Source organism: Comamonas sp. Tr-654 (genome assembly GCF_011752915.1).
Taxonomy (GTDB): Bacteria; Pseudomonadota; Gammaproteobacteria; order Burkholderiales; family Burkholderiaceae_C; genus Comamonas.
This window is the reverse complement of the sequence record NZ_VWWQ01000004.1, coordinates 392,264-415,269: the sequence shown is the minus strand read 5'-3', so window position 1 is coordinate 415,269 and position 23,006 is coordinate 392,264. Positions and strand designations below refer to the sequence as shown.

The 23,006-nt window shown below is 63.7% G+C and carries 18 protein-coding genes; 6 read left to right on the top strand and 12 right to left on the bottom strand.

Translation table 11 applies throughout. The features are described 5' to 3' along the window. The 9 genes from moaA to F3J24_RS15090 form a co-directional block, all read right to left on the bottom strand. A complete protein-coding gene (moaA, locus tag F3J24_RS15130) occupies positions 1-999 on the bottom strand; it encodes a GTP 3',8-cyclase MoaA (RefSeq protein WP_167007892.1) in 999 nt (332 codons plus the stop codon). Further along, positions 996-1,757 (bottom strand): peptidylprolyl isomerase, encoded by a 762-nt coding sequence (locus tag F3J24_RS15125; protein WP_167007889.1) that lies wholly within the window; start codon positions 1,755-1,757, stop codon positions 996-998. The genes moaA and F3J24_RS15125 overlap by 4 nt, the downstream gene beginning before the upstream one ends. 38 nt (positions 1,758-1,795) lie before the next feature. Continuing rightward, positions 1,796-2,479 (bottom strand): respiratory nitrate reductase subunit gamma, encoded by a 684-nt coding sequence (gene narI / locus F3J24_RS15120; protein ID WP_167007886.1) that lies wholly within the window; start codon positions 2,477-2,479, stop codon positions 1,796-1,798. An 18-nt stretch (positions 2,480-2,497) separates the two neighbouring features. Further along, entirely contained in the window at positions 2,498-3,148 is a 651-nt protein-coding gene (gene narJ, locus F3J24_RS15115; protein WP_167007883.1) for a nitrate reductase molybdenum cofactor assembly chaperone, read from the bottom strand. A 14-nt stretch (positions 3,149-3,162) separates the two neighbouring features. After that, positions 3,163-4,731 (bottom strand): nitrate reductase subunit beta, encoded by a 1,569-nt coding sequence (narH, locus tag F3J24_RS15110; RefSeq protein ID WP_167007880.1) that lies wholly within the window; start codon positions 4,729-4,731, stop codon positions 3,163-3,165. Then, a complete protein-coding gene (locus tag F3J24_RS15105; protein WP_167007877.1) occupies positions 4,728-8,474 on the bottom strand; it encodes a nitrate reductase subunit alpha in 3,747 nt (1,248 codons plus the stop codon). Before F3J24_RS15105 ends, narH begins: the two co-directional genes overlap by 4 nt. A 147-nt stretch (positions 8,475-8,621) precedes the next feature. Beyond that, the gene (locus F3J24_RS15100; protein WP_167007874.1) at positions 8,622-10,007 is read right to left on the bottom strand and encodes a NarK family nitrate/nitrite MFS transporter; all 1,386 of its coding nucleotides are present in this window, start codon (positions 10,005-10,007) and stop codon (positions 8,622-8,624) included. A gap of 27 nt (positions 10,008-10,034) precedes the next feature. Continuing rightward, a complete protein-coding gene (locus tag F3J24_RS15095) occupies positions 10,035-11,294 on the bottom strand; it encodes a nitrate/nitrite transporter (protein WP_050873325.1) in 1,260 nt (419 codons plus the stop codon). 1,173 nt (positions 11,295-12,467) lie between these two features. Then, entirely contained in the window at positions 12,468-13,475 is a 1,008-nt protein-coding gene (locus tag F3J24_RS15090; protein ID WP_167007872.1) for an NAD(P)-dependent alcohol dehydrogenase, read from the bottom strand. Positions 13,476-13,637: 162 nt separating this feature from the next. Here F3J24_RS15090 and F3J24_RS15085 point away from each other — a divergent pair, with 162 nt between their 5' ends. Next, positions 13,638-14,036 (top strand): helix-turn-helix domain-containing protein, encoded by a 399-nt coding sequence (locus F3J24_RS15085; protein ID WP_167007870.1) that lies wholly within the window; start codon positions 13,638-13,640, stop codon positions 14,034-14,036. Between the two features lie 103 nt (positions 14,037-14,139). Here the strand turns inward: F3J24_RS15085 and ycaC are convergent, their stop codons facing one another. Then, the gene (ycaC, locus tag F3J24_RS15080; protein WP_167007868.1) at positions 14,140-14,769 is read right to left on the bottom strand and encodes an isochorismate family cysteine hydrolase YcaC; all 630 of its coding nucleotides are present in this window, start codon (positions 14,767-14,769) and stop codon (positions 14,140-14,142) included. A gap of 85 nt (positions 14,770-14,854) precedes the next feature. Then, on the bottom strand, positions 14,855-15,763 hold the full coding sequence (locus tag F3J24_RS15075) for a pirin family protein (protein ID WP_167007866.1): 909 nt from the start codon (positions 15,761-15,763) through the stop codon (positions 14,855-14,857). A gap of 131 nt (positions 15,764-15,894) precedes the next feature. Here F3J24_RS15075 and F3J24_RS15070 point away from each other — a divergent pair, with 131 nt between their 5' ends. Next, complete coding sequence (locus F3J24_RS15070) at positions 15,895-16,806, top strand: LysR family transcriptional regulator (RefSeq protein WP_167007864.1); 912 nt, start codon at positions 15,895-15,897, stop codon at positions 16,804-16,806. Between the two features lie 66 nt (positions 16,807-16,872). Here F3J24_RS15070 and F3J24_RS15065 read toward each other — a convergent pair whose 3' ends face one another. Beyond that, complete coding sequence (locus F3J24_RS15065) at positions 16,873-17,358, bottom strand: glutathione peroxidase (protein ID WP_043004613.1); 486 nt, start codon at positions 17,356-17,358, stop codon at positions 16,873-16,875. 206 nt (positions 17,359-17,564) lie between these two features. Here F3J24_RS15065 and F3J24_RS15060 point away from each other — a divergent pair, with 206 nt between their 5' ends. The 4 genes from F3J24_RS15060 (at position 17,565) to F3J24_RS15045 (ending at position 22,937) form a co-directional block, all read left to right on the top strand. Continuing rightward, positions 17,565-20,081 carry a penicillin-binding protein 1A gene (locus tag F3J24_RS15060; RefSeq protein WP_370527734.1) on the top strand — a complete coding sequence of 839 codons (2,517 nt, stop codon included), beginning with the start codon at positions 17,565-17,567 and terminating at the stop codon, positions 20,079-20,081. A gap of 131 nt (positions 20,082-20,212) precedes the next feature. Further along, the gene (gene putP, locus F3J24_RS15055; protein ID WP_167007859.1) at positions 20,213-21,736 is read left to right on the top strand and encodes a sodium/proline symporter PutP; all 1,524 of its coding nucleotides are present in this window, start codon (positions 20,213-20,215) and stop codon (positions 21,734-21,736) included. A gap of 213 nt (positions 21,737-21,949) precedes the next feature. Further along, the gene (locus tag F3J24_RS15050) at positions 21,950-22,369 is read left to right on the top strand and encodes a ribonuclease domain-containing protein (RefSeq protein WP_167007855.1); all 420 of its coding nucleotides are present in this window, start codon (positions 21,950-21,952) and stop codon (positions 22,367-22,369) included. A gap of 142 nt (positions 22,370-22,511) precedes the next feature. Further along, positions 22,512-22,937 carry a barstar family protein gene (locus F3J24_RS15045; RefSeq protein ID WP_029158432.1) on the top strand — a complete coding sequence of 142 codons (426 nt, stop codon included), beginning with the start codon at positions 22,512-22,514 and terminating at the stop codon, positions 22,935-22,937. Positions 22,938-23,006 lie beyond the last annotated feature (69 nt).

The window sequence follows — 23,006 nt, the reverse complement described above, 5'->3', positions numbered from 1 at the left end:
CTAGCCTCCCGTCTGCGCCATGAAGCGGATGATGCGCTCGGGCCGGGTAACGAACTCGTGGCGCTCGGGCTTGGCAGCGATGCCGGCAAGAATGGCCTGTGTCAGCTCGGCGTCGCTGGCGCCATCGCGCAGCCATTGCCCCAGCGGCACACGGTCTTCCTGGCCCAGGCACAGATACAGCGTGCCGTCCACGCCCAGGCGTACACGGTTGCAGGTGGCGCAGAAATGCTGCGACATGGGCGTGATCACGCCCAGCACCGGCGCACCATGCCCTCCGGACCAATAGCGCGCGGGCCCTGAGCCCGAGGCAGCAAGCGCGGGTATCAGGCCGGCCTGGGACGCCAGCCGCGCGCCCAGAACATTCAGGTCCGTATGGGCGAAACCGCGCCCGCATTCGCCCATGGGCATGGGCTCGATCAGGCGCAGCACAAAGCCCTGGACCATGGCGTAGTCCAGCAGTCGCCGCACCTCGCCCTCGGGCGTAGCGGCATGAACCACGCTGTTGAGCTTGATCGGCGCGAAGCCAGCCTCACGCGCGGCGGCCAGGCCCGCCAGCACCGACTCCAGGCAATCGCGCCCGGTGATCCGGCTGAAGGCGGCCGCATCCAGCGTGTCCAGGCTGATGTTCAGCCGCGTCACGCCGGCAGCGCGCAATTCGCGCGCATGCCGCGCAAGCTGGGTGCCGTTGGTGGACACGGACAGGTCCCTCAGGCCCGGCATGGCGGCAATCTGCGCCGCCAGCCCGATCACGCCGCGTCGCAGCAGCGGCTCGCCGCCGGTCAGCCTGACCTTGCTCACGCCAAGGCGCACGAACAGTCCAACCAGGCGCAGCATTTCCTCATGCCGCAGCCAGTTCGCGGGAGTTTCAAAGCCCTTGAAGTCCTTGGGCAGGCAGTAGCTGCAACGCAGGTCGCAGCGATCGGTGACGGAAACGCGCAGGTAGTCGATGCGACGGGAAAAGCCGTCTATCAGCGATCCGGTGGCAGGCTCCTTGCTCATGAGACACCTCCGCTGAAGACTCGCTCGGGCTCTCCGTCCGACAGGTCGATGCCTTCGATCCGCGCGCGACCGACCAGCAACCTGACGTACTGGCGCCAGGCAGTGTCGCGGCTCATGGAGGAGAGCGCCGCAGCGATCTGCCGCGCCACCTTCTCATAAGGCAGCAACCGTCCCTCGATGTGCCGCAGCACACGCACGATGTGCAACCCTTGTCGCGTCTGCACCAGCTGCGGCGCCAGGCAGCCGGCCGGCAGTGCGAACACCGGACGCTCGAACTCCGGCAAGGTATCGCCGCGGCCCAGCTGGCCCAGGCTGCCGCCCACGGCCGCCGAGGGACAATTGGACTGCTCACGCGCCACCTCGGCAAAGCGCGACGGATCGGCCAGGAGTTCCTTCAGGATCAGCTCCGCATGGGCACGCAGCAGGTCCAGATTCACATCGGGCGTGACCTGGAACAGGATATGGTCGGCTTCGACCAGCTCTCCCACCATGAAACGCTGCGGATGCATCTCGTAGAAGCGGCGGCAGGCCGCCTCGTCGGCCTCGGGGGCCGATGCCTGCGAAGCCAGCAAGGCACTGATGGCGGCCTCCTCTTCGCCCGCAACCAGGCCCTGACGCTCGGCCTCGTCCAGCAGCACCCTGCGCAGCACCAGGGCGGTGATCGCCTGCCGCATGGGGTTTCCGGCAGCTGCATGCAGCGGAAGTTCACGCTTCAGGTCCGCGTCGCTCAGTTCGACGCCATTGACGATGACTGGCATGTTCGCCTCCTTGATTCCTTGGATTCGAGCTTGCCGCGTCAGCGTGGTCGCACCAGCTGCCAGGCGCGGCCCAGATAGCCCAGCGAGCCGAAGCCGCTCCAGACGTGGACCAGTCGCGTAAAAGGGAAGATCACGAACAGGCTCAGGCCCATGAACAGATGTGCCTTGAACAGCATGGGAACGTCCGCAATGTAGCTGGCGGCATCGCCCTGGAAGGTGACGATATGCTGCGCCCAGGTCATCAGAAGCACCATCATTTCGCCATCCATGTGGCCAGCCGACAGCGCGATGGTGGACAGCCCCAGCAGCAGCGTGACCAGGATCCATGCCAGCAGCAACTTGTCACCAGCACGCGTGACGCGCGCAATGCGCGGGTCGCTCAGGCGGCGGTGCAGCAAGATCACGAGACCGATCAGGCACAGGCCGCCCATCACGCCGCCCGCCACCATGGCGACCGTCTGCTTGAGCGTATGGGACACGCCCAGCATGTCCCACACCGCCACCGGCGTCAGCAAGCCCACCAGATGGCCGAAGAACAGCCCCAGGATGCCGATGTGGAACAGGATGTTGCCCAGGCGCAGCTGACCGCGGTGGAGCAGTTGCGAGCTGTCGGTCTTCCAGGTGTATTGCTCACGTTCGAAGCGCGCCAGACTTCCCAGCAGGAAGACCGTCAACGCAATATAGGGATAGATCCCGAAGAAGAACTGATTCAGAGTGTTCATGATGCGTAGTCCTCCGCATTAACCAATGGTGGCGGGCGGCCGCGAATAGAAACGCACCGGCTGCGCACCGTCGCCCGAGAACGGGCGCAGCAACGGCTCCAGGCCGTCCGGGCTGACGCCGAAGGTTTCCATGGCCTCGTCCATGTCGCGCACCGGCGCTTCGGTCTGTACGCGCGGGATCACGCGCGCCAGCGAGCGCAGCACGATGAAAACGCAGGCATAGGGACTGTCGGCCTTGGCCAGACGAGCACCGATGGCGGCGACCACATGGATGGCCTCGTCCAGCAGATCCAGCGCCTGGGCCTCGTCGATGACGCCCAGAAACTCCAGGAACAGCGGTACATGGTCCGGCAGCTCGGCGGCCACCGGCTCGAAGCCATGCTGGCGATAGGTCTGCAGCAAATCGACCATGGCCTGGCCGCGGTCGCGGCTTTCGCCGTGCACATGCTCGAACAGATGCAGCGAATGCGAACGGTTGCGGTCGAAGGTAGCGACGTAGTTTTCCTGCACGCTGATCAGGTCGTTGGCGGTCAGATAACCGATCAGCGGCCTCAAGGTTTCGTTGGCTTTCGGATAAGGGCGCAGAGCGGTCTCGACATCGCCCAGGGCATCGAGCAGCTCGGGCTCGGGGTAGCTGAGCAAAGCAGACAGCAGTCGGTACAGATTCATGGTGTTCTCCTTGGCTAACTGGCCGCTGCGGCCTTTTTGCGGGACTTGGGCATTTCGATGAAGATTTCGCTGCCCTGCGGCTTGCGACCGAACAGCGTGCCCTCGGACATGCCGCCGGAGCAGCCGTTGCCGAAGGTGAAACCGCAACTGCCTTTTTCGTTGAAGCTGTCCTCGACCACTTCCTTGTGGCTGCTGGGCACCACGAAGCGGTCTTCGTAGTCGGCAATGGCCATGGTCTTGTACATGTCCTGCACGGTCGCTTCGCTCAGACCGACCTGCTCCAGCAGCGCGCTGTCCTTTTCGCCATGTACCGTCTCCGAGCGCTTGAAGGCGCGCATGGCCAGCATGCGCTCCAGCGCCTGCAGCACGGGCGCCTCCTTGCCCGCTGTCAGCAGATTGGCCAGGTAACGCACCGGAATGCGCAGCGCGGATACATCCGGGATCATGCTGCTCTTGCCCAGGGTACGCTGCGGCATCTTGCCGGCCTCGGCGGCCGTCTGGATGGGCGACAGCGGGGGGATGTACCAGACCATGGGCAAGGTGCGGTATTCCGGATGCAGCGGGAAGGCGACGCGCCAGTCCACCGCCATCTTGTAGACGGGCGAGCGGCGAGCGGCTTCCAGCCACGACTCGGGTATGCCTTGCTCACGTGCGGCGGCTATCACCTCGGGCGCATGCGGATCCAGGAGCATGGCCAGTTGCGCCTCGTACAGATCCTGCTCGCTGGCCGTAGCGGCGGCGTTTTCGATCTGGTCGGCGTCATACAGCATCACGCCCAGATAGCGGATCCGTCCCACGCATGTTTCCGAGCAGACCGTGGGCTGCCCGGCTTCGATGCGCGGATAGCAGAAGGTGCATTTCTCGGCCTTGCCGCTGCTCCAGTTGTAGTAGATCTTCTTGTACGGGCAGCCCGAGATGCACATGCGCCAGCCACGGCACTTGTCCTGGTCCACCAGCACAATACCGTCGTCCTCGCGCTTGTAGATCGAGCCGGAGGGGCAACTGGCGACACAGGCCGGGTTCAGGCAGTGCTCGCACAGGCGTGGCAGGTACATCATGAAGGTGTTCTCGAAGGTCGAGTACATCTCCTTCTGGACGCCTTCGAACAGGGCGTCACGGCTGCGCGAGCTGAATTCGCCGCCCAGATCGTCTTCCCAGTTCGGACCCCATTCGATCTTCTCCATCTTCTGGCCGGTCAGCACCGACACCGGGCGCGCGGTAGGCGGGGTCTGCGACAGCGGCGCTTTCTGCAGATGCTCGTAATCGAAGGTGAAAGGTTCGTAGTAGTCGTCGATGGCCGGCAGATTCGGGTTGGCGAACAGATTGGCCAGGATGCGCAGCTTGCCGCCCTGGCGGGGCTCCAGCTTGCCGGCGGCGGTGCGCTTCCATCCGCCCTTCCACTTGCCCTGGTTCTCCCATTCCTTGGGATAGCCGATGCCGGGCTTGGTTTCCACGTTGTTGAACCAGGCGTACTCGACGCCGTCGCGGCTGGTCCAGACGTTCTTGCAGGTCACCGAGCAAGTGTGACAGCCGATGCACTTGTCCAGGTTCAGCACCATGCCAATTTGGGCGCGTATCCTCATGATTGCTTCTCTTCCTGTTGCAGTTCTTCACCGAGCGGGCCTTCCAGCCAGTCGACCTTGCTCATCTTGCGCAGCACCACGAATTCGTCGCGGTTGGCGCCGACGGTGCCGTAGTAGTTGAAGCCATAGGCCTGCTGGGCATAGCCGCCGATCATGTGGGTGGGCTTGAGCACCGTGCGCGTCACCGAGTTGTGGATGCCGCCGCGCTTGCCGCTGGTTTCCGCCCCCGGCACGTTCACGATCTTTTCCTGGGCGTGGTACATCAGGCACATGCCGACCGGCACGCGCTGGCTCACCACCACTCGCGCGGTCAAGGTGCCGTTGACGTTGAAGACCTCGACCCAGTCGTTATCGACCAGGCCGGCCTGCTTGGCCTCGGCTTCCGACACCCACACATGGGGGCCGCCACGGCTCAGCGTGAGCATGCGCAGGTTGTCCGAGTACGTGCTGTGGATGCCCCACTTCTGGTGCGGCGTCAGCCAGTTCAGCACCAGCTCCTTTTCGCCGTTCGGGTAGCGGCCCAGCATGGGCGCTACCGTCCTCGTGTCGATGGCCGGCTTGTACACGCAGGAGCCTTCACCGAAATCCAGCATCCAGCGGTGGTCCTGGTAGAACTGCTGGCGGCCGGTCAGCGTGCGCCATGGGATCAGCTCATGCACATTGGTATAGCCGGCGTTGTAGCTGACCTCCTCGCTTTCCAGGCCCGACCAGGTGGGTGCCGAGATGATCTTGCGCGGCTGTGCCTGGATGTCGCGAAAGCGGATCTTGTCGTGCTCGCGGCCCACGGCCAGATGGGTGTGATCGCGCCCGGTGATCTTGCCCAGCGCCTGCCAGGCCTTGACGGACACATGGCCGTTGGTCTCGGGTGCAAAGGTCAGGATCATCTCGGCCGCATCGATGGCAGTGTCCAGGCGTGGACGGCCCTGGCTGACGCCGGCCTCGCCCACGCTGTCGTTGATGCCGGCCAGCTCGTGCACTTCATGCTCTGTGTTCCAGCTGATACCCTTGCCGCCGTTGCCCAGTTTGTCCAGCAGCGGACCGACCGAGGTGAACTTGCGGTAGATGTCGTTGTAGTCGCGCTCCACCACCGTCATCGACGGTGCGGTCTTGCCCGGGATCAGATCGCACTCTCCCAGCTTCCAGTCGCGTGGCTCGAAGGCCTGGCCGAGCTCTCCCGGGGTGTCGTGCATCAGCGGCGTCAGCACGATGTCGCGGCGCTTGCCCAGATAGGGGCCGCCGATCTCGCTGAACTTCCTGGCCAGCAGCTTGTAGATCTCCCAGTCGGTCTTGCTCTCCCACAGTGGCTGCACGGCCTCGCTGAGCGGATGGATGAAGGGGTGCATGTCGGACGTGTTCAGATCGTCCTTTTCGTACCAGGTGGCCGTGGGCAGCACGATGTCGCCGTACAGACAGGTGGTGCTCATGCGGAAGTCCAGCACGGTCAGCAGGTCCAGCTTGCCTTCTGCCGCGTCCTCCTCGAACGTGACTTCGGTGGGCTTGATGGCCTCGTCCTCGTCACCGAACACGGCGTTCTGCGTGCCCAGCAGGTACTTCAGGAAGTACTCGTGGCCCTTGCCGCTGGAGCCCAGAATGTTGGAGCGCCAGACGAACATATTGCGCGGGAAGTTGGCCGGATCGTCCGGATCTTCGCAGGACATGCGCAAGGCGCCGGACTTGAGCTGCTCGACCGCGTGGGCGACCGGATCCTTGCCCTGAGCCTCGGCCTGGTCCGTCAGGTCCAGCGGATTGGTGCGCAGCTGCGGCGCCGAGGGCAACCAGCCCATGCGTTCGGCGCGGGCGTTGAGGTCGATCATGCTCAGATCGCCATACTTGGCGCGGTCGGCCGTGGGGCCGAGCACTTCCTGGACGCCCAGCTTTTCATGACGCCACTGACTGGTGTGCGCGTAGAAAAAGGATGTGCCGTTCATCTGGCGCGGCGGACGGATCCAGTCCGAAGCAAAGGCCAGCGGCGCCCAGCCGAACTGCGGACGCAGCTTTTCCTGACCCACGTAATGCGCCCAGCCGCCGCCGCTCTTGCCCACGCAGCCGCACATCATCAGCATGTTGATGATGCCGCGGTAGATCATGTCCATGTGGTACCAGTGATTCAGGCCGGCGCCGACGATCACCATGGACTTGCCTTCGGTGTCGTGGGCGTTCTGCGCGAACTCGCGAGCCACCTGGATCACTTGCGCGCGCGGCACGGTGGTGTGCTTTTCCTGCCAGGCCGGCGTATAGGGTACGTCGTCGTCATAGGATGTGGCGACGTTGCCGCCGCCCAGGCCACGATCCAGGCCGTAGTTGGCCATCTGCAGGTCGTACACGGTGGCGATCAGCGCGTCCGTGCCGTCGGCCAGCCGGATGCGGCGGGCCGGCACATTGCGCACCAGCACTTCGTCATGCTCGCTGCCGAAGTACGGGAAGCCCACGCCGACGACTTCGCTGCCCTCGCCCAGCAGGCTCAGGGTCGGCTCGATCTCGCGGCCATTGCCGCCGTCCCTGGACTCCAGGTTCCAGCGGCCAACCTTCTCGCCGCCGTTGACCGCGTCTTCGCCCCAGCGAAAGCCGATGCTGCCGTTGGGTGCGACCAGGTCGCCGCTCTTGGCGTCCAGCACCAGCGTCTTCCAGTCGGGGTTGTTCTGTTCGCCCAGCGAGCCGTCGAGTTGCGAGGCTCGCAGAAAGTGATCGGGCGCATGAAAGCCGTCGCGCTCCTTGAGCAATACCAGCATCGGCATGTCGGTATAGCGCCGCACATAGTCCTGGAAGTACGACGACGGGCTGGCCGACAGGTGGAATTCCTTCAGGATCACATGGCCCATGGCCATCGCCAGCGCCGCATCGGTGCCCTGCTTGGGCGCCAGCCAGATATCGCCGAACTTGACCATTTCGCCGAAGTCGCTGGACACGGCCACGGTCTTGGTGCCTTTGTAGCGGACCTCGGTGTAGAAGTGGGCGTCGGGCGTGCGGGTCTGCGGGACGTTCGAGCCCCAGACCATCAGATAGGTCGAGTTGTACCAGTCGGCCGATTCCGGCACGTCGGTCTGTTCGCCCCAGATCTGGGGGCTTGCGGGCGGCAGGTCGCAATACCAGTCGTAGAAGCTCAGGCAGGCGCCGCCCAGCAGGCTCAGGTAGCGCGCGCCGGCGGCGTAGCTGACCATGGACATGGCCGGAATCGGCGAAAAGCCGATCAGGCGGTCCGGGCCGAACTTCTTGATGGTCAGCGCATTCGCGGCGGCGATGATTTCGGTGGCCGTATCCCAGTCTGCGCGGACAAAACCGCCCAGGCCGCGAACCGACTTGTAGCGCTTGGCGCGCACCGGGTCCTGGCTGATCCATTCCCAGGCAGCGATCGGGTCCATGGTCTTGCGCGCTTCACGCCACATCTCCATCAGGCGGCCACGGATCATGGGGTACTTCACGCGCTGCGCGGAGTACACGTACCAGCTGTAGGATGCGCCGCGCGGGCAGCCGCGAGGCTCATGGTTGGGCAGATCGGGGCGCGTGCGCGGATAGTCGGTCTGCTGCGTCTCCCAGGTGATCAGCCCGTTCTTGACATAGACCTTCCAGGAGCACGATCCCGTGCAGTTCACCCCGTGGGTCGAGCGCACGACCTTGTCGTGCTGCCACCGGCCACGATAGGCGTTTTCCCAGGAACGATCTTCGTTGACCGTCTCGCCGTGGCCATCCGCGAAGGTGGATTGCACCCGCGCCATGAACTTCAGCCGGTCCAGAAAATGACTCATTGTTTTCTCCAAAAGCGCCGGCTGGCCGGCGCGTACCGCAATCAATGCCGTTGAAACCACTGTAGGTGTCGCTGCGCGCCCGGGCTATTGCCCAATGGCACAGCCGGGCACGGCAGAATGACTAGTCACTCCCGACGCCGCCCCACGTCAGCAGGGGACGGGAGCATTGCGCCGCGCGTAGTACCACCAGGTAATCAGCACGCATGTGGCGTAGAAGCCGATGAAGCAATAGAGCGCAGCCTGCACGCCGCCGGTCATCTCCAGCGAGGTGCCGAAGCTGCGTGGAATGAAGAAGCCGCCATAGGCGCCGATGGCGCCGGAAAAGCCCAGCACCGCAGCCGATTCCTTGGCCGCCTCGGCGCTGGCGCGCTTTTGCGCATCTGCGCCCTGCCCGGCGACGGCCTGGGTGCGTTCGCGCAGAAAGATCACGGGGATCATGCGGAACGTCGATCCATTGCCCAGCCCGGTCAGCGCAAACAGCACGATGAACATGGCCAGAAAGCCCTGGAAATTGCCACCGATGCCGCCCACGGGCAGGAAGGTCACCACGCCCAGCACCGCCGCGATCATTGCGACAAACGTCAGCAGCGTGACGCGTGCGCCGCCCAGCTTGTCGGACACCCAGCCGCCCAAGGGCCGCGTCAGCGAGCCGACCAGCGGCCCCAGGAAGGCATAGGTCATGGGATCGACCTGCGGGAACAAGGTCTTGGTCAGCATGGCGAAGCCGGCCGAAAAGCCGATGAAGGAACCAAAGGTGCCCACATACAGCCAGCACATCAGCCAGTTGTGCTTGCGCTTGAAGATCACGGCCTGGTCAGCAAAGGAAGCACGTGCGTCGGCAATATCGTTCATGCCGAACCAGGCGGCGATCGAGGCGATGGCGATGGGGATCACCCAGATGAAGCCGGCGTTCTGCAGCCACAGGCTCTGCTGCTCGCCATTGACCGTGACCGTCTGCGGCGCGCCGCCAGCGATGCCGAACACGCCCATGGAGATCACCAGCGGCACGACGAACTGCACCACCGACACGCCCAGGTTGCCGATGCCGGCATTCAGGCCCGTAGCCAGCCCCTTCTTCTCCTTGGGAAAGAAGAAGCTGATATTGGCCATGCTGGAGCTGAAATTGCCGCCGCCCAGCCCGCACAGCAGCGCCAGGATCAGCAAGGTGGGAAATGAAGTGCTCGGATCGCGCAGCGCGAAGCCCATGCCCAGCGCCGGGATCAGCAGCGAGGCGGTGGAAATGGCCGTCCATTTGCGACCACCGAAGACGGGCACCAGAAAGGAATAGAAGATGCGCAAGGTGGCGCCCGACAGCGCGGGCAAGGCGGTCAGCCAGAACATCTGGTTCTTGGACAGCATGAAGCCGGCACGATCCAGGTTGACGACCACCACGCTCCACAGCATCCAGATGCTGAATGCCAGCATCAGTGCGGGAATGGAAATCCACAGGTTGCGATTGGCGACGCGCGCGCCGGTCTGCTTCCAGAAGCCGGGATTGTCCGGCTCCCAGCGCGACAGTACTTGAGTGCTCATGATGGGCCTCTTGGTTGGTTGAGGGAGTCAGGCCGCTTGCTTGCCGGCCAGGGCCGCGCTTGTGCCGCGGAAGCTGAAGTGCATGAAGATCAGGGAGACGCAGACCGTGCCGTAGAGCAGCATGAAAGCGCTGGAGCGCACGCCGGTCAGGTCCAGCAGCAGGCCGAACATGATGGGCAGCACGAAGCCGCCCAGCCCGCCGGCCAGCCCGACGATGCCGGACACGGCGCCGATGTTTTCGCCGAACTCATCGGAGATGAACTTGAAGACGGAAGCCTTGCCTATGGCCATCGCGATGCCGACCACGAACAACAAGGCCGTGAAAGCGAAGGGCCCCAGCGCAATGCCGAAACTGCGCGGTCCGTTGGCGGTCGCGATGGTGAACTCGGTCTGCGGATAGCTGAGCAGGAAGAACGCCACCCAGCACACCCACATCACCCACCATGTGGTCTTGTAGGCGCCGTAGCGGTCGGAAATCCAGCCCCCCAACGCGCGCAGCACGCCGCCTGGCAGGGAGAAGCATGCGGCCAGCAAGGCCGCCAGCTTCATGTCGAAGCCGTACTCGCCGATGTAGTACTTGGTCATCCACAAGGCCAGCGCCACATAGCCACCGAACACCACCGAGTAGTACTGGCAGTAGCGCCACACCCTGGGGTCCTTGAGCATGGCCATCTGCGCCGACCAGGTGGCGCCCTGGGTCACACGGTGCGCCGGATCGGAGGCCGAGAACAGCCAGAACAGGATGGCGGTCACCAGCAGCGCCACGGCGTACACCTGGGGCACGATGACCCAGGCACCGCCGGCTGCGGCGATCAGGGCCGGGGCCACGAACTTGGTGATGGCCGAGCCGGAATTGCCTGCGCCAAACACGCCCATGGCCAGCCCCTGCTTATGTCGCGGGAACCAGCGCGCCACATAGGGCGTGCCGACCGAGAACGAACCGCCGGTCAAACCGACAAACAGCGCCAGCACCAGAAATTGCCAGTACTCGGTGGCATAGGACAGCAGCCAGATCGGCACCACCGCCACCAGCATCAGCAGGAAGAACACGGGCCGACCGCCATAGCGGTCGGTCCAGATACCCAGCGGCACGCGCACCAGGGATCCGGTCAGCACCGGCATGGCGGCCAGCAGGCCGAACTGCGTTTCAGACAATCCCAGCTGCGTCTTGATGGGGATACCCAGCACCGCGAAGATCATCCACACCGCGAAACAGATGGTGAAGGCAAACGTGCTGGAAATCAGGACCCGCATCGGTTTGCCGGACGGGGGGCTTGTTGTAGTCATGGCCACTCTCGCTTTACTCACGAAGACATGGCGTCAGACTAGGCATCGGCGGCCCTGGCGGCCATTCGCCGACCGACCATCGCCCCCCATCAATGTGACTAGTCACCGCCGATTTGCAGCCAGGTTTGTGCTGTATCAAAAGAAAGCACTGGCGGCCTGCCCATGCCGGGGCACTCGCAGCCGCAGCATCGCGGTGCACGGCGCGTGAGTGGTGGCTCGCTGGCGGTTGGGTCGTCGCCGGGGAGGACTGCTTTGACGGCGAGGGTAGTGTTGGGGTCTGAGGGTTGAGGTTTGTGGGCTGTAGCGCTTGTATGGCAAGCGGTTGCAGCTATCAAAACTGATTCTGGTTTTGTTGCTGGCAACAGAGGCCGGGTCTCGCCCCGGCAGGCGAGTTACCTTTCTTGCTCGCACAAGAAACGTAACCCAAAGAATGCGACCCGACTGTCTGCGTCCTTGCGCTTCGCTACGGGCAAACCTGCGTCACGCATTTCAGGCTGCGGTGCGGCAAAAACTCGCTTTGCGCTACGCGCGCCGCTCAGACAGGTTGCCGCAAATTTGTTCACGATGCATTGGCACTCTACGGTGCCAATGCCCGCAGCCCGAACCACGTGCCGCAGGCTCAGACACACGGGGCGGATACGGGTAGCCTGCGAGATTTGTGGCGAAATTGGCTTCCAGCCCAATCACAGATTGCAGTAATAGCTATCAGTTTGATAAAGAAGCTATCCCGTATCCGGTATCGCCCCTTGTGCCCACGCCTGCAACGGCGGCCTCTTGTGGCGCGCGGCTGCACCGCAGAGTGCAGCCGCATCGTGCTCTGACTTGCGGCAACCTGTTTGAGCGGAGTGCTGCAAGCAAGCAGCGAGTTTTGCCGCACAGCCACAAGAGGTTGACGGCGCGGGTTGCCCCGAAGCGCAGCGAAGGGGACGTGGGCAGCAGGGGCCGGCTCTTTGCCTACTTTCTTGCGGAAGAAAGTAGGTCGGCTGGCGGGCCGAGTCCCGCCTTCTGTCCGCCGACAAGGCATGTCCCCGAAACAAAAAAATCAAGCCAAATCGACCTTAGCGCAAGGAAAATCAAGCGCTGACGGCTATCAAAACAGAAAGGGCATGTGACCCAACAAGAACCGCATGCCCCATCAGCCTCAAACTCAGGCGCACAAAGCGCCATCGGCCATCAATATTCGAGGCAAATCTTGCCGAAATGCTTGCCAGCGGCCTGGTGTTCGAAGGCCGCCACCATCTGCTCCAGCGGATAGCGGCTGTCGATCACGGGCTTCCAGCCAAAGTTCTCCAACGCGCGCACCATGTCCTGTTGCTGCTCGCGGCTGCCGACGATCAGGCCCTTGAGAGTTTGCTGCTTGCGCATCATCTCCACTGTGGGCACGGCGCCCGCAAAACCGGTCAGCACACCGATCAGCGCGATATGACCGCCGACGGCGCAGGCGCGAATCGACTGGGGCAAGGTGCCCGGCCCGCCGACCTCGACCACGATGTCGGCACCGCGACCGCCGGTGGCAGCCAGCACGGCATCGCCCCATTCGGGCTGCTCCTTGTAGTTGATCACCAGATCGGCCCCCAATGCCTTGAGCTGCTCGGCCTTGGCCGCGCTGGAGGTGGTGGCGATGACGGTGGCGCCCATGCTCTTGGCCATCTGCAGCGCAAAGATGGAGACGCCGCCCGTGCCCAGTACCAGCACGGTGTCGCCGGCCTTGAGATGCCCGTCCACCACCAGCGCACGCCAGGCCGTGAGGCCGGCCGTGGTCAGCGTGGCGGCCTCGGCATGGCTCCAGCCCTTGGGGGCATGGGTAAAGCTGGTGGCGGGCAGGTTCACGAATTCGCGTGCAAAACCGTCCACGCCGTCACCGGGCACGAGCTGGAAGTCGGAGGGCACATGGCGGCCCGACAGCCATTGCGGGAAGAAGGTGGAGACCACGGCATCGCCCACGGCAAATTCCTTCACGCCTGCGCCCACAGCCGTGACCAGGCCTGCGCCGTCAGCCATGGGAATGCGGCCGTCGGCCGCCGCACCGGGACGGCGCACCACGCCCAGGTCGTGGTAGTTGAGCGAGCTGGCGTGAATGCGCACCTGGATCTCGCCCGCAGCAGGCGCCGCAGGTGCGGGCAGCTCGACAAGCTTCAGGTTTTCGAAACCGCCGGGCGCGGCCAGTTGCATGACTTTCATGGAGTGCTCCTCAAGAGGTGAAACAGATGCTGCGCATGGTGCCGTCAATGCGCAGCCTCCACCAGTACCAACATATTTGTTGGGTAGTATTAAAAATGTAAGCAATGCATGAATGCAGGCCGGCGCTACGATGATGGCGTCCAGAACTGCAGCGAGGTGCCCATGAAACGATTGAACAGCAAGAGCGGCTGCGCCGTGGAGGTGACGCTGTCCGTCATGGGCGGCACCTGGAAGCCCGTCGTCCTGTTCCATCTGCTGCCCGGCAAAAAGCGCTTTGGCGAGCTGGGCCGCATCATCCCCGGCATCACCCAGCGCATGCTGACGCTGCAGCTGCGCGAGCTGGAAGAGGCCGGCATCGTCGAGCGCACGGTGTATGCCGAAGTGCCGCCGCGCGTGGACTATGCGCTGACCGAACTGGGCCGCAGCCTGCAGCCGGTGCTGATCGCCATGCGCAACTGGGGCATCGCCTACAGCAAGAACTTTGCTCAGGCCGAGCCCATACACGACGCGGATCAGAACAGCGCAAGCTGCCTGCCAAACTTGAAGCAAAAACAGGCTTGAGCGCTTACCCATCAAGCGTCTAAAGCTATCAGTTTCAATAAGTTGACAGCAAAAATCCCGCAGGCTGCAAAAGCCTGCGGGCTTGGGTCTGAAGCCGCAGGGCTTATTTGCCGGCGGTCAGCGTGGTGTAGCTGTTGATCAGGTTGCGATAGTCGGGGATATGGTTGGAGAACAGCGTTCCCAGCCCCTCGATATCGTTGCGCCAGTCGCGGTGCAGCTCGCAGGCCGCGCCGAACCAGGTCATGAGCTGGGCGCCGGCCTGCTCCATGCGGCTCCAGGCAGCCTGCTGGGTCATGCTGTTGAAGGTGCCCGAGGCATCGGCAATCACGAACACCTCGAAGCCTTCAGCCAGGGCCGACAACACCGGAAAGGCCACGCAGACCTCGGTCACCACGCCGGCCAGGATGAGCTGCTTCTTGCCCGTGGCCTTGACGGCCTTGACGAAGTCCTCGTTGTCCCAGGCATTGATCTGGCCGGGGCGGGCGATATAGGGAGCCGTGGGAAATTTCGCCTTGAGCTCGGGCACCAGCGGGCCGTTGGGGCCGGTCTCGAAGCTGGTGGTCAAAATCGTGGGCAGCTTGAAGTATTCGGCCATGTCGGCCAGGGCCAGCACATTGTTCTTGAACTTGTCGGGGTCGATGTCACGCACCAGGGACAGCAGGCCGGTCTGGTGATCCACCAGCAGCACGGCGGCATTGTCCTTGTCGAGGCGGATATAGGGCTTGTTGCTCATGACGAACTCCTTCAGAGGTAGTGGAGGGAACAAAAAGTCGGCGGACTTGCCCGCCGACGGGAAAAATCGATACCGTGCGCCCTGCTCAGGCGGTTGCGCCAGGGCGCCCGGCTGCCGGAATGCGGCCGAACTGGCCGCTGCGGAAATCCTCCAGCGCCTGCTGGATTTCCTCGTCGCTGTTCATGACGAAGGGGCCGTAGCCGACCACGGGCTCGTCAATCGGCTCGCCTGACAGCCACAGCAGCGTGACGTCGCTGTTGGCTTCCAGATGCACGCTGTCCGCAGCGCGATCCATATGCACCAGCTGGCCAGCGCGGGCAATCTCCTGCCCGTTGACCAGCAGCGTGCCGTGCAGCACCACCAGCGCCAGCGTGTAGCCGGCCCTGGCTTGCAGCTCGGTGGTGGCTCCGGCGTTCAGCCTCACATCCCAGACATCGATGGGCGTGAAGGTCTTCGCCGGGCCGCGATAGGCGGAGCCCTTGCTGCCAAGGTAGTCGCCGGCAATGACACGCAGATGACCCGCACCGTCCGGCAGCGCAACCTGCGGGATGTCGGCGTTCAGCAGGGTCTGGTAGCCGGGGGCGGACATCTTGTCCCTGGCCGGCAGATTGACCCACAGCTGCACCATCTCCAGCGGGCCGCCGCTCTTGGCAAAGGCTTCGGAGTGGTACTCCTCGTGCAGGATGCCCGAGGCCGCCGTCATCCACTGCACGTCGCCAGGGCCGATGGTGCCGCCGGCCCCTGTGGAGTCACGGTGTGCCACTTCGCCCTCATAGACGATGGTCACGGTCTCGAAACCGCGGTGCGGGTGCGTGCCCACGCCGCGCCGTGCCGTGGTGGGCGTGAAGTTCTGCGGGCCGGCATGGTCCAGCAACAGAAAGGGGCTCAGGGCCTTGCCGTGGTCGCCATAGCTGAACAGCGAACGCACGGGAAAGCCATTGCCCACCCAGTGTGGACGGGGGGCTTCGTAGACACCCAGGATTTTCTTGAGCATGACGCTTCTCCTTGCGGCTGGCCTGCAGTCCCAGTGGATGCCGCAGGCGTTGAACATGGAGAAAGTATGAATTTGGAACGATGAATTGAGTAGTCCACAATATTCAGCCTCAGAGTTCTATTTTTAAAACGATGAAGCTGCCCGATCTCAATGAGCTCTACTACTTCGCCCAAGTGGTGGAGCACGGCGGATTTGCACCCGCCGGCCGCGCCCTGGGGCTGCCCAAGTCCAAGCTCAGCCGCCGCGTGGCACTGCTTGAGGAGCGCCTGGGCGCGCAGTTGCTGCTGCGCTCCACACGCAGCTTTGCCGTGACCGAGGTGGGCAAGCGCTATTACCAGCACTGCCGCGCCATGCTGACCGAAGCCGAGGCCGCCGAAGAATCGGTGGCGCTGGTGCATTCCGAGCCCTGCGGCAAGGTGCGCATGAGCTGCCCCGTGGCGCTGCTGGCCTCACGCGTGGGCCGCATGCTGGGCGAATTCATGCGTCAGTACCCACGCGTGGAACTGCAGGTGGACGAGACCAACCGGCGCGTGGACGTGGTCGGCGAAGGACTGGATCTGGCCCTGCGCGTGCGCCCACCGCCACTGCAGGACAGCGATCTGGTGCTACGCACGCTGGCCGAGCGCCGCCAATGCCTGGTGGCCGCCCCCGAGCTGCTGCAGCGCCTGGGTCAGCCCGGCGGGCCCATGGATCTGTCGGCCTGGCCCAGTCTGGACATGGGCGGCGTGCAGGAAACCCACCGCTGGGTACTTTACGGCCCCGACGCCGTGCGCGCCGAGGTCAGGCACCAGCCAAGGCTGGTGACGCAGTCCATGCTGGCCCTGCGCGACGCTGCCGTGCTGGGTGCCGGCGTGGTGCAGCTGCCCAATATGTTCGTGCGCGAGGACCTGCGCAGCGGCACGCTGGTGCAGGTGCTGCCGGGCTGGCAGCCGCGGCCTGAGATCATCCACGCCGTCTACGCTTCGCGCCGCGGTCAGCTGCCCGCTGTGCGCGCGCTGCTTGACCATCTGGCCCAATCCTTCAGGACCTTGTCGGAAGACTGAGCATCAAAACCGCCTCCTGCACTTGCTGGTCAATCGCTGTCAGCTATCGAAACGATAACAGCCACATCAGCCCAGAGCCGCCTGGATATCGTCCGCCAGCTTCTCGGGCTTGTCCTGGGGCGCGTAGCGGCGTATCACCTGCCCGTCGCGGCCCACGAGGAACTTGGTGAAATTCCATTTGATCGACTTTGTGCCCAGCACGCCCGGTGCTTCGGACGTGAGCCAGCGGTATAGCGGATGTGCACCGTCGCCGTTGACCTCGATCTTGTGCATGAGCGGGAAGCTGACGCCGAAGTTCAGCTCGCAAAAGCTCGCTATCTCGTCATCCGAGCCTTTTTCCTGGGCGCCAAACTGGTTGCAGGGAAAGCCCAGCACCACCAGGCCCCGGTCCGCATACTGCTCGTGCAGTGCCTGCAAGCCCTTGTACTGAGGCGTGAAGCCACAGGCACTGGCGGTATTCACGATCAGCAATACCTTGCCCTGGTACTGCGACAGAGGAACGCTGCGCCCCTGGATGTCGGTGGCTTCAAAGTCATAAACACTGTTTGCCATGCTGCTCTCCCGCCAATGCGAAGCCGCAAGCTTAAGGCAGTCGGCAACCAGTCTCACAGCTAGAAACAACCCTGCATAACCGCGCCACGGAGACAATACCGGGGCTGCGACCATAGAAAAACCGATCCCCGCAAGCAGAGCGCCTGTTTTTTGGGCATTCTTCGCAGTCTTGCCTTCTTGCGGCCCTTGGCGGGCTGCCTTGCAACGTGCGTTTGTCCTTGAACGAATTGAAAGAAAAATGGGTAGCTCAGGCCACGGCTCTGTGGTCGCGCGCTCGCGCCAGCACTGCGGGCCAGCGCATTGCGGCCCTGCCCTGGTGGCGTCGCTGGCCGACGCGGCGTGAATGGCTGTGGTTGGCCGCGGCCTTGCCGGCACTGTTTGTCGCCTATGTGCTGCTGCTGATTCCGTTCACGCCCAGCATCAGCGACATCCGCAAGGCCAAGCTAGAGCAGCCTGCGCAAATCCTGAGCGCCGACGGCAAGCTGATCGGAGAGTTCAAACGCAGCAACCGCCAGTGGGTGCCGCTGGAGCAGATTTCGCCCGCCGTGGTCAAGGCCCTCGTGGCCACCGAAGACCACCGCTTCTACGAGCACCATGGCATGGACTTCACGCGCACCGTGGGTTCAGCCATCCATACGCTGGGCGGCAACCCCCAGGGCGGCTCCACCATCACCCAGCAGCTGGCGCGCAATCTCTATCCCACGGAAATCGGTCGCGCCCGCAATGTGAACCGCAAGCTCAAGGAGGCGATCACGGCCTTCAAGATCGAAGCGCTCTACACCAAGGACGAGATTCTCGAGACCTATCTGAACACCGTTCCCTTTCTCTACAACGCCTATGGCATAGAGATGGCGGCGCGCACCTATTTCGACAAGCCGGCGGCCAAGCTCACGGTGCTGGAAAGCGCCACGCTGGTGGGCATGCTCAAGGGCAATGCCTATTACAACCCGGTGATCAACCCCGACCGCGCGATTGCCCGGCGCAACACCGTGCTGAGCCAGATGGTCAAGCGCGGCGAGCTCAAGGACGATGAGTTCGAGCGCCTCAAGAAGCGCCCCATGCGTCTGGACTTCGAGCGCCAGGAAGAACCCACGGGCATGGCGCCGCATTTTTCCCAGCAGCTGCGCAAATGGCTGATCGCCTGGGCCGACAAGAACGACTACAACATCTATACCGACGGTCTGGTGGTGCGCACCACCCTGGATTCGCGCCTGCAGAACTGGGCGCAGCAGGCCGTGAACCGCCAGATGCAAACGCTGCAGGGCATTGCCAACAACAACTGGAGCCACCGCGACGGCTGGAGCGCCGAGAACGCCCTGGTACTGCAACTGGTGCGCGAGACGGAGGCATTCCGCAAGCTCGCCAGAAGCGGCAAGCCTTCCGATATCAGCGAAGAAGAAGCGCTCAAGAAGCTGCTGGCCGACAAGACCTTCATGAGGCAACTGCGCGAGGACAAGACCCGCGTGCAGGCCGGCTTTCTGGCCATAGACCCGCGCACCTCGGCCGTGCTGGCATGGGTGGGCAGCCGCGACTATGCCCAGGATGCGTTTGACCATGTGGCCCAGGCGCGTCGCCAGCCCGGCTCCACCTTCAAGCCCTTTGTTTATGGCGCAGCCCTGCAGCGCGGGGCCAGGCCCGACGACACGCGCAAGGACGAAGCCGTGGAAATCCAGCTGCCCGGCGGCGAGGTATGGCGTCCCAGCGATGCCGTCGAGCCCACCGGCGTGCCCATGAAGCTCAGCGATGCGCTGGCCTATTCCAAGAACACCATCACGGCCGAGCTGGGTCAGGAAGTGGGCATGGACCGCGTCATCAAGCTGGCACGCGCCCTGGGCGTGCGCCAGAGCCCGCTGGAGCCCGTGCCTTCGCTGGCGCTGGGCTCCAGCCCCGTCACGCTGCTGGAGATGGTCAACGCCTACGGCAGCATTGCCAACTCCGGCCACTACACTCCGCCCCAGCTGGTCACCCGTATCGAGAATGCCGACGGCGAGCTGCTGGCCGAATTCACCCCGCCCAAGCCCGATCAGGTCTGGGACGAGGAAGAGAACTACGGTCTGCTGGAGATGATGCGCGCCGTGATCGACAAGGGCACGGGCCGCGCGATTCGCAAGCAATATGGCATTCGCGCCGATGTGGCCGGCAAGACCGGCACCACCCAGGGCAATGCCGACGGCTGGTTCATCCTCATGCACCCGCAGATCGTCGCCGGTGCCTGGGCCGGCTTCAACGATGCGCGCATCACGCTCAAGAGCGACCAGTGGGGCCAGGGCTCGCGCAGCGCCCTGCCCATGGTGGGCGACTTCATGTCGCGCGCCCTGCGCAGCCCGTTGCTCAATGCCAAAGCCCGGTTCACCGAGCCCAACACCAGTCACTGGTGGAGCGATCTGGTGGGCCGTCTGCGCGACAGGCTGCAGGAATGGAGTGGGCCGGCAGACGAGGACCATGCAGCGCCGACGACTCCCGTACATCCGGCAACCAACAGAAGCAATGGCAGCGAGGTAGACATCATCGAAAGCACGCCCGCAGCGCCGCCATCGACCGCCGTCCAGCCTGCGCCTGCCGACAGCAGCGCCCAGCCGCCTGACCTGGACAGCAGCCCCGGGCTGGCACCCGGCGAGATGATGCCGGCACCGGCCAGCCCCCCCGCGCCTTCAAGCTGGAGCGATATAGGCACACCGCTGCCGCCAGCGGCGCCACTGAATGCGCCGCAGGACAGCCAATAAATAGCGCGATTTTCAGCCACATGCCCCACTGGGCTGTCGAATAACTGGTCCAATTGCAGACCGACACCCGCCAGCAGGTCTCCCACCAGGAGGCCGCTGGCGGATTTGTTTTCGCCGGGCATGAAACCCACATGCCGAAAGCGCTGCGCCGACCCGGAGCCGACATGACCGCCAATACGCCAACCTTCGTCACCTTTGCCATCTACCTGCTGGGCATGCTGCTCATAGGCTGGGCGGGATACAAAGCCACGTCCAACCTGTCCGACTACATTCTGGGCGGGCGCAGTCTGGGCTCGGTGGTCACGGCCCTGTCGGCCGGGGCATCGGACATGAGCGGCTGGCTGCTCATGGGCCTGCCCGGGGCCGTGTTTGCCACCGGCCTGTCGGCCTCGTGGATTGCCATCGGCCTGTGCGTCGGTGCCTGGCTCAACTGGCGCTTTGTCGCGGCACGCCTGCGCGTCTATACCGAGAAGGTCGGCAATGCGCTGACATTGCCCGATTACTTCACCAACCGTTTCGAGGATGGCAGCAGCCTGCTGCGCATCGTCACCGCACTAGTGATCCTGGTGTTCTTCACCGTCTACTGCGCCTCCGGCGTGGTCGCTGGTGCCCGCTTGTTTGAATCCATGTTCGGCATGGACTACCAGACCGCCCTGTGGGTGGGTGCAGTAGCCACCATGGCCTATGTGTTCATCGGCGGCTTTCTGGCCGTGAGCTGGACCGACACCATCCAGGCCTCGCTGATGATCACCGCACTGATTCTGGCGCCCCTGATGGTGATCTATGCCGACGGCGGCGTGGGTGCCAGCGCGGCCATCATCGACACCGCCCGCAGCGGCGCCTTCGACATGTTCAAGGGCCAGGGGGCGATTGCCATCATCTCCTTGCTGGCCTGGGGTCTGGGCTACTTCGGCCAGCCCCATATTCTGGTGCGCTTCATGGCGGCCGAGTCGATCAAGACCATTCCCAACGCACGCCGCATCGGCATGACCTGGATGGTGCTGTGCCTGGGCGGCGCCGTGGCCGTGGGCTTCTTCGGCATTGCCTTCTTTGCCAGCCGCCCTGATATCGCGGTGAACGTCAATGGCAACCACGAACTGGTGTTCCTGGAGGTCGCCAAGCTGCTGTTCAACCCCTGGATCAGCGGCGTGCTGCTGGCCGCCGTGCTGGCCGCCGTGATGAGCACCCTGTCCTGCCAGCTGCTGGTCTGCTCCAGCGCCCTCACCCAGGATATCTACAAGACCTTTCTACACAGGAACGCCAGCCAGAAGCAGCTGGTCTGGTTTGGTCGCGCCATGGTGTTCGCGATTGCCGTGATTGCCATCCTCATTGCGCAGGACCCCAAGGCCAAGGTGCTGGGCATGGTCAGCAATGCCTGGGCCGGCTTCGGCGCCGCCTTCGGCCCGCTGGTGCTGATTTCGCTGCTCTGGGCCCGCATGACGCGCAGCGGCGCCCTGGCCGGTATGGTCGTAGGGGCGGTCACAGTTCTGGTCTGGCAGCATTACCAGTGGTTCAAGCTCTATGAAATCGTTCCCGGGTTTGCCTTGTCTGCTATCGCTATCGTAGTAGTCAGCCTGCTGGACAAAGCGCCTTCGGCCACGATGGCAGCCAAGCACCGCGAGGTGGAAGCCGAAATCGCTGCCCACGGCGAATAAGCAGCCTGGGCTGCTGCGCTAAGGCCCTGCCCGGCCATGCCGGCAGGGCTTTTTTCTTGCCAAGACATCCGGGACGAGGGAGTCGAAAGAGCCCAGGCAGCCGCCCCCAGCAACTGCACAAAAAATAGGCGCAACTTGCATTTTCAGGGCCTATCCGTCACACTTACGGGTCGAAATTTCAGGGATTACCTGAGATTCTGAAAGGTTTAGTGAATGCTCAAGGCCGCTGCAGCCAAGGTATATCAGACGGGTTTAGCGTTGATGCTGGGTGCCACTTTTGCGCTGGCATCCCCTGCGGCTTTGGCGCGCAAAGCGCCCGAGGCCAGTGTCGCCGTTTCCGGTTTTGAGACCGTAAGCTTGGCCGACCTGCCCCGCGAAGGCCGCACCACCTATGGTCGCATCCTGCAAGGTGGGCCGTTCTCGAACGACAAGGACGGCTCGGTATTCGGCAACCGTGAGCGCATACTTCCGCGCCAGGCCAGAGGCTACTACCGTGAATACACGGTGCGCACGCCGGGCGCGAGAAACCGGGGTGCGCGGCGCATCGTCTGCGGCGGCTTGCAGCCCCAGGTGCCCGATGCCTGCTTCTACACGGGCGACCACTACAACAGCTTTCAGCAGATCGTTCAATGACATTCAAAAACGCTCTGCAGGCCCGCCATACAGCGGCTCTTGACCTCTTAAATTCCGCAGCGGCGGTTTGCGCAGATAGCCTACAGCGCTGTCAGTACCGCCTCTGCCACCAGTTTTGATGTTTTTAGAAAGAATCACGGAGATGGACACGCCACTTCGTAAGCCCTCGGAAACACCGTTGCGCAATGTTCGCCCGAACATCGTGCAATCCATTCGTGCCTTCCGCATACCTGATCTTCAGGCCGCAGCAGAGGCGCTGGGCTCCCATTTCCTGTATGCCAATCTGGCCCATGCCCAAACCAAGGCCGATGTGTTCGAGCTGCTGTCCACCCAGTTCTACCTGCCGGCGCACTTTGGCAAAAACTGGGATGCTCTGTATGACTGCATGACCGAGCCGATCAACAAATCGGGCCCCCAGCCCGGTTTTGTGGTGGTGCTCGACCAGATCCCGACCACTCCTAAATTCGACAAGGAAGTGCGCGAGCAGCTGCTGGATGTGTTCCGCGACACCGCAGACTTCTGGGCGGAGCGCAAGATCTCCTTCCGCTGCTTCTACTCCTTCCTGTAAGCCCCGGCGGCTCACGCCCTGCACAAAGCGCCCGTCTTGGTTACGGGCGTTTTTGCTTTCAGCGCCAGC

Coding starts and splice junctions, on each gene's coding strand:
- moaA (WP_167007892.1), bottom strand. CDS start 999: ATGAGCAAGGAGCCTGCCACCGGATCGCTGATAGACGGCTTTTCCCGT.
- F3J24_RS15125 (WP_167007889.1), bottom strand. CDS start 1,757: ATGCCAGTCATCGTCAATGGCGTCGAACTGAGCGACGCGGACCTGAAG.
- narI (WP_167007886.1), bottom strand. CDS start 2,479: ATGAACACTCTGAATCAGTTCTTCTTCGGGATCTATCCCTATATTGCG.
- narJ (WP_167007883.1), bottom strand. CDS start 3,148: ATGAATCTGTACCGACTGCTGTCTGCTTTGCTCAGCTACCCCGAGCCC.
- narH (WP_167007880.1), bottom strand. CDS start 4,731: ATGAGGATACGCGCCCAAATTGGCATGGTGCTGAACCTGGACAAGTGC.
- F3J24_RS15105 (WP_167007877.1), bottom strand. CDS start 8,474: ATGAGTCATTTTCTGGACCGGCTGAAGTTCATGGCGCGGGTGCAATCC.
- F3J24_RS15100 (WP_167007874.1), bottom strand. CDS start 10,007: ATGAGCACTCAAGTACTGTCGCGCTGGGAGCCGGACAATCCCGGCTTC.
- F3J24_RS15095 (WP_050873325.1), bottom strand. CDS start 11,294: ATGACTACAACAAGCCCCCCGTCCGGCAAACCGATGCGGGTCCTGATT.
- F3J24_RS15090 (WP_167007872.1), bottom strand. CDS start 13,475: ATGAAAGTCATGCAACTGGCCGCGCCCGGCGGTTTCGAAAACCTGAAG.
- F3J24_RS15085 (WP_167007870.1), top strand. CDS start 13,638: ATGAAACGATTGAACAGCAAGAGCGGCTGCGCCGTGGAGGTGACGCTG.
- ycaC (WP_167007868.1), bottom strand. CDS start 14,769: ATGAGCAACAAGCCCTATATCCGCCTCGACAAGGACAATGCCGCCGTG.
- F3J24_RS15075 (WP_167007866.1), bottom strand. CDS start 15,763: ATGCTCAAGAAAATCCTGGGTGTCTACGAAGCCCCCCGTCCACACTGG.
- F3J24_RS15070 (WP_167007864.1), top strand. CDS start 15,895: ATGAAGCTGCCCGATCTCAATGAGCTCTACTACTTCGCCCAAGTGGTG.
- F3J24_RS15065 (WP_043004613.1), bottom strand. CDS start 17,358: ATGGCAAACAGTGTTTATGACTTTGAAGCCACCGACATCCAGGGGCGC.
- putP (WP_167007859.1), top strand. CDS start 20,213: ATGCCGAAAGCGCTGCGCCGACCCGGAGCCGACATGACCGCCAATACG.
- F3J24_RS15050 (WP_167007855.1), top strand. CDS start 21,950: ATGCTCAAGGCCGCTGCAGCCAAGGTATATCAGACGGGTTTAGCGTTG.
- F3J24_RS15045 (WP_029158432.1), top strand. CDS start 22,512: ATGGACACGCCACTTCGTAAGCCCTCGGAAACACCGTTGCGCAATGTT.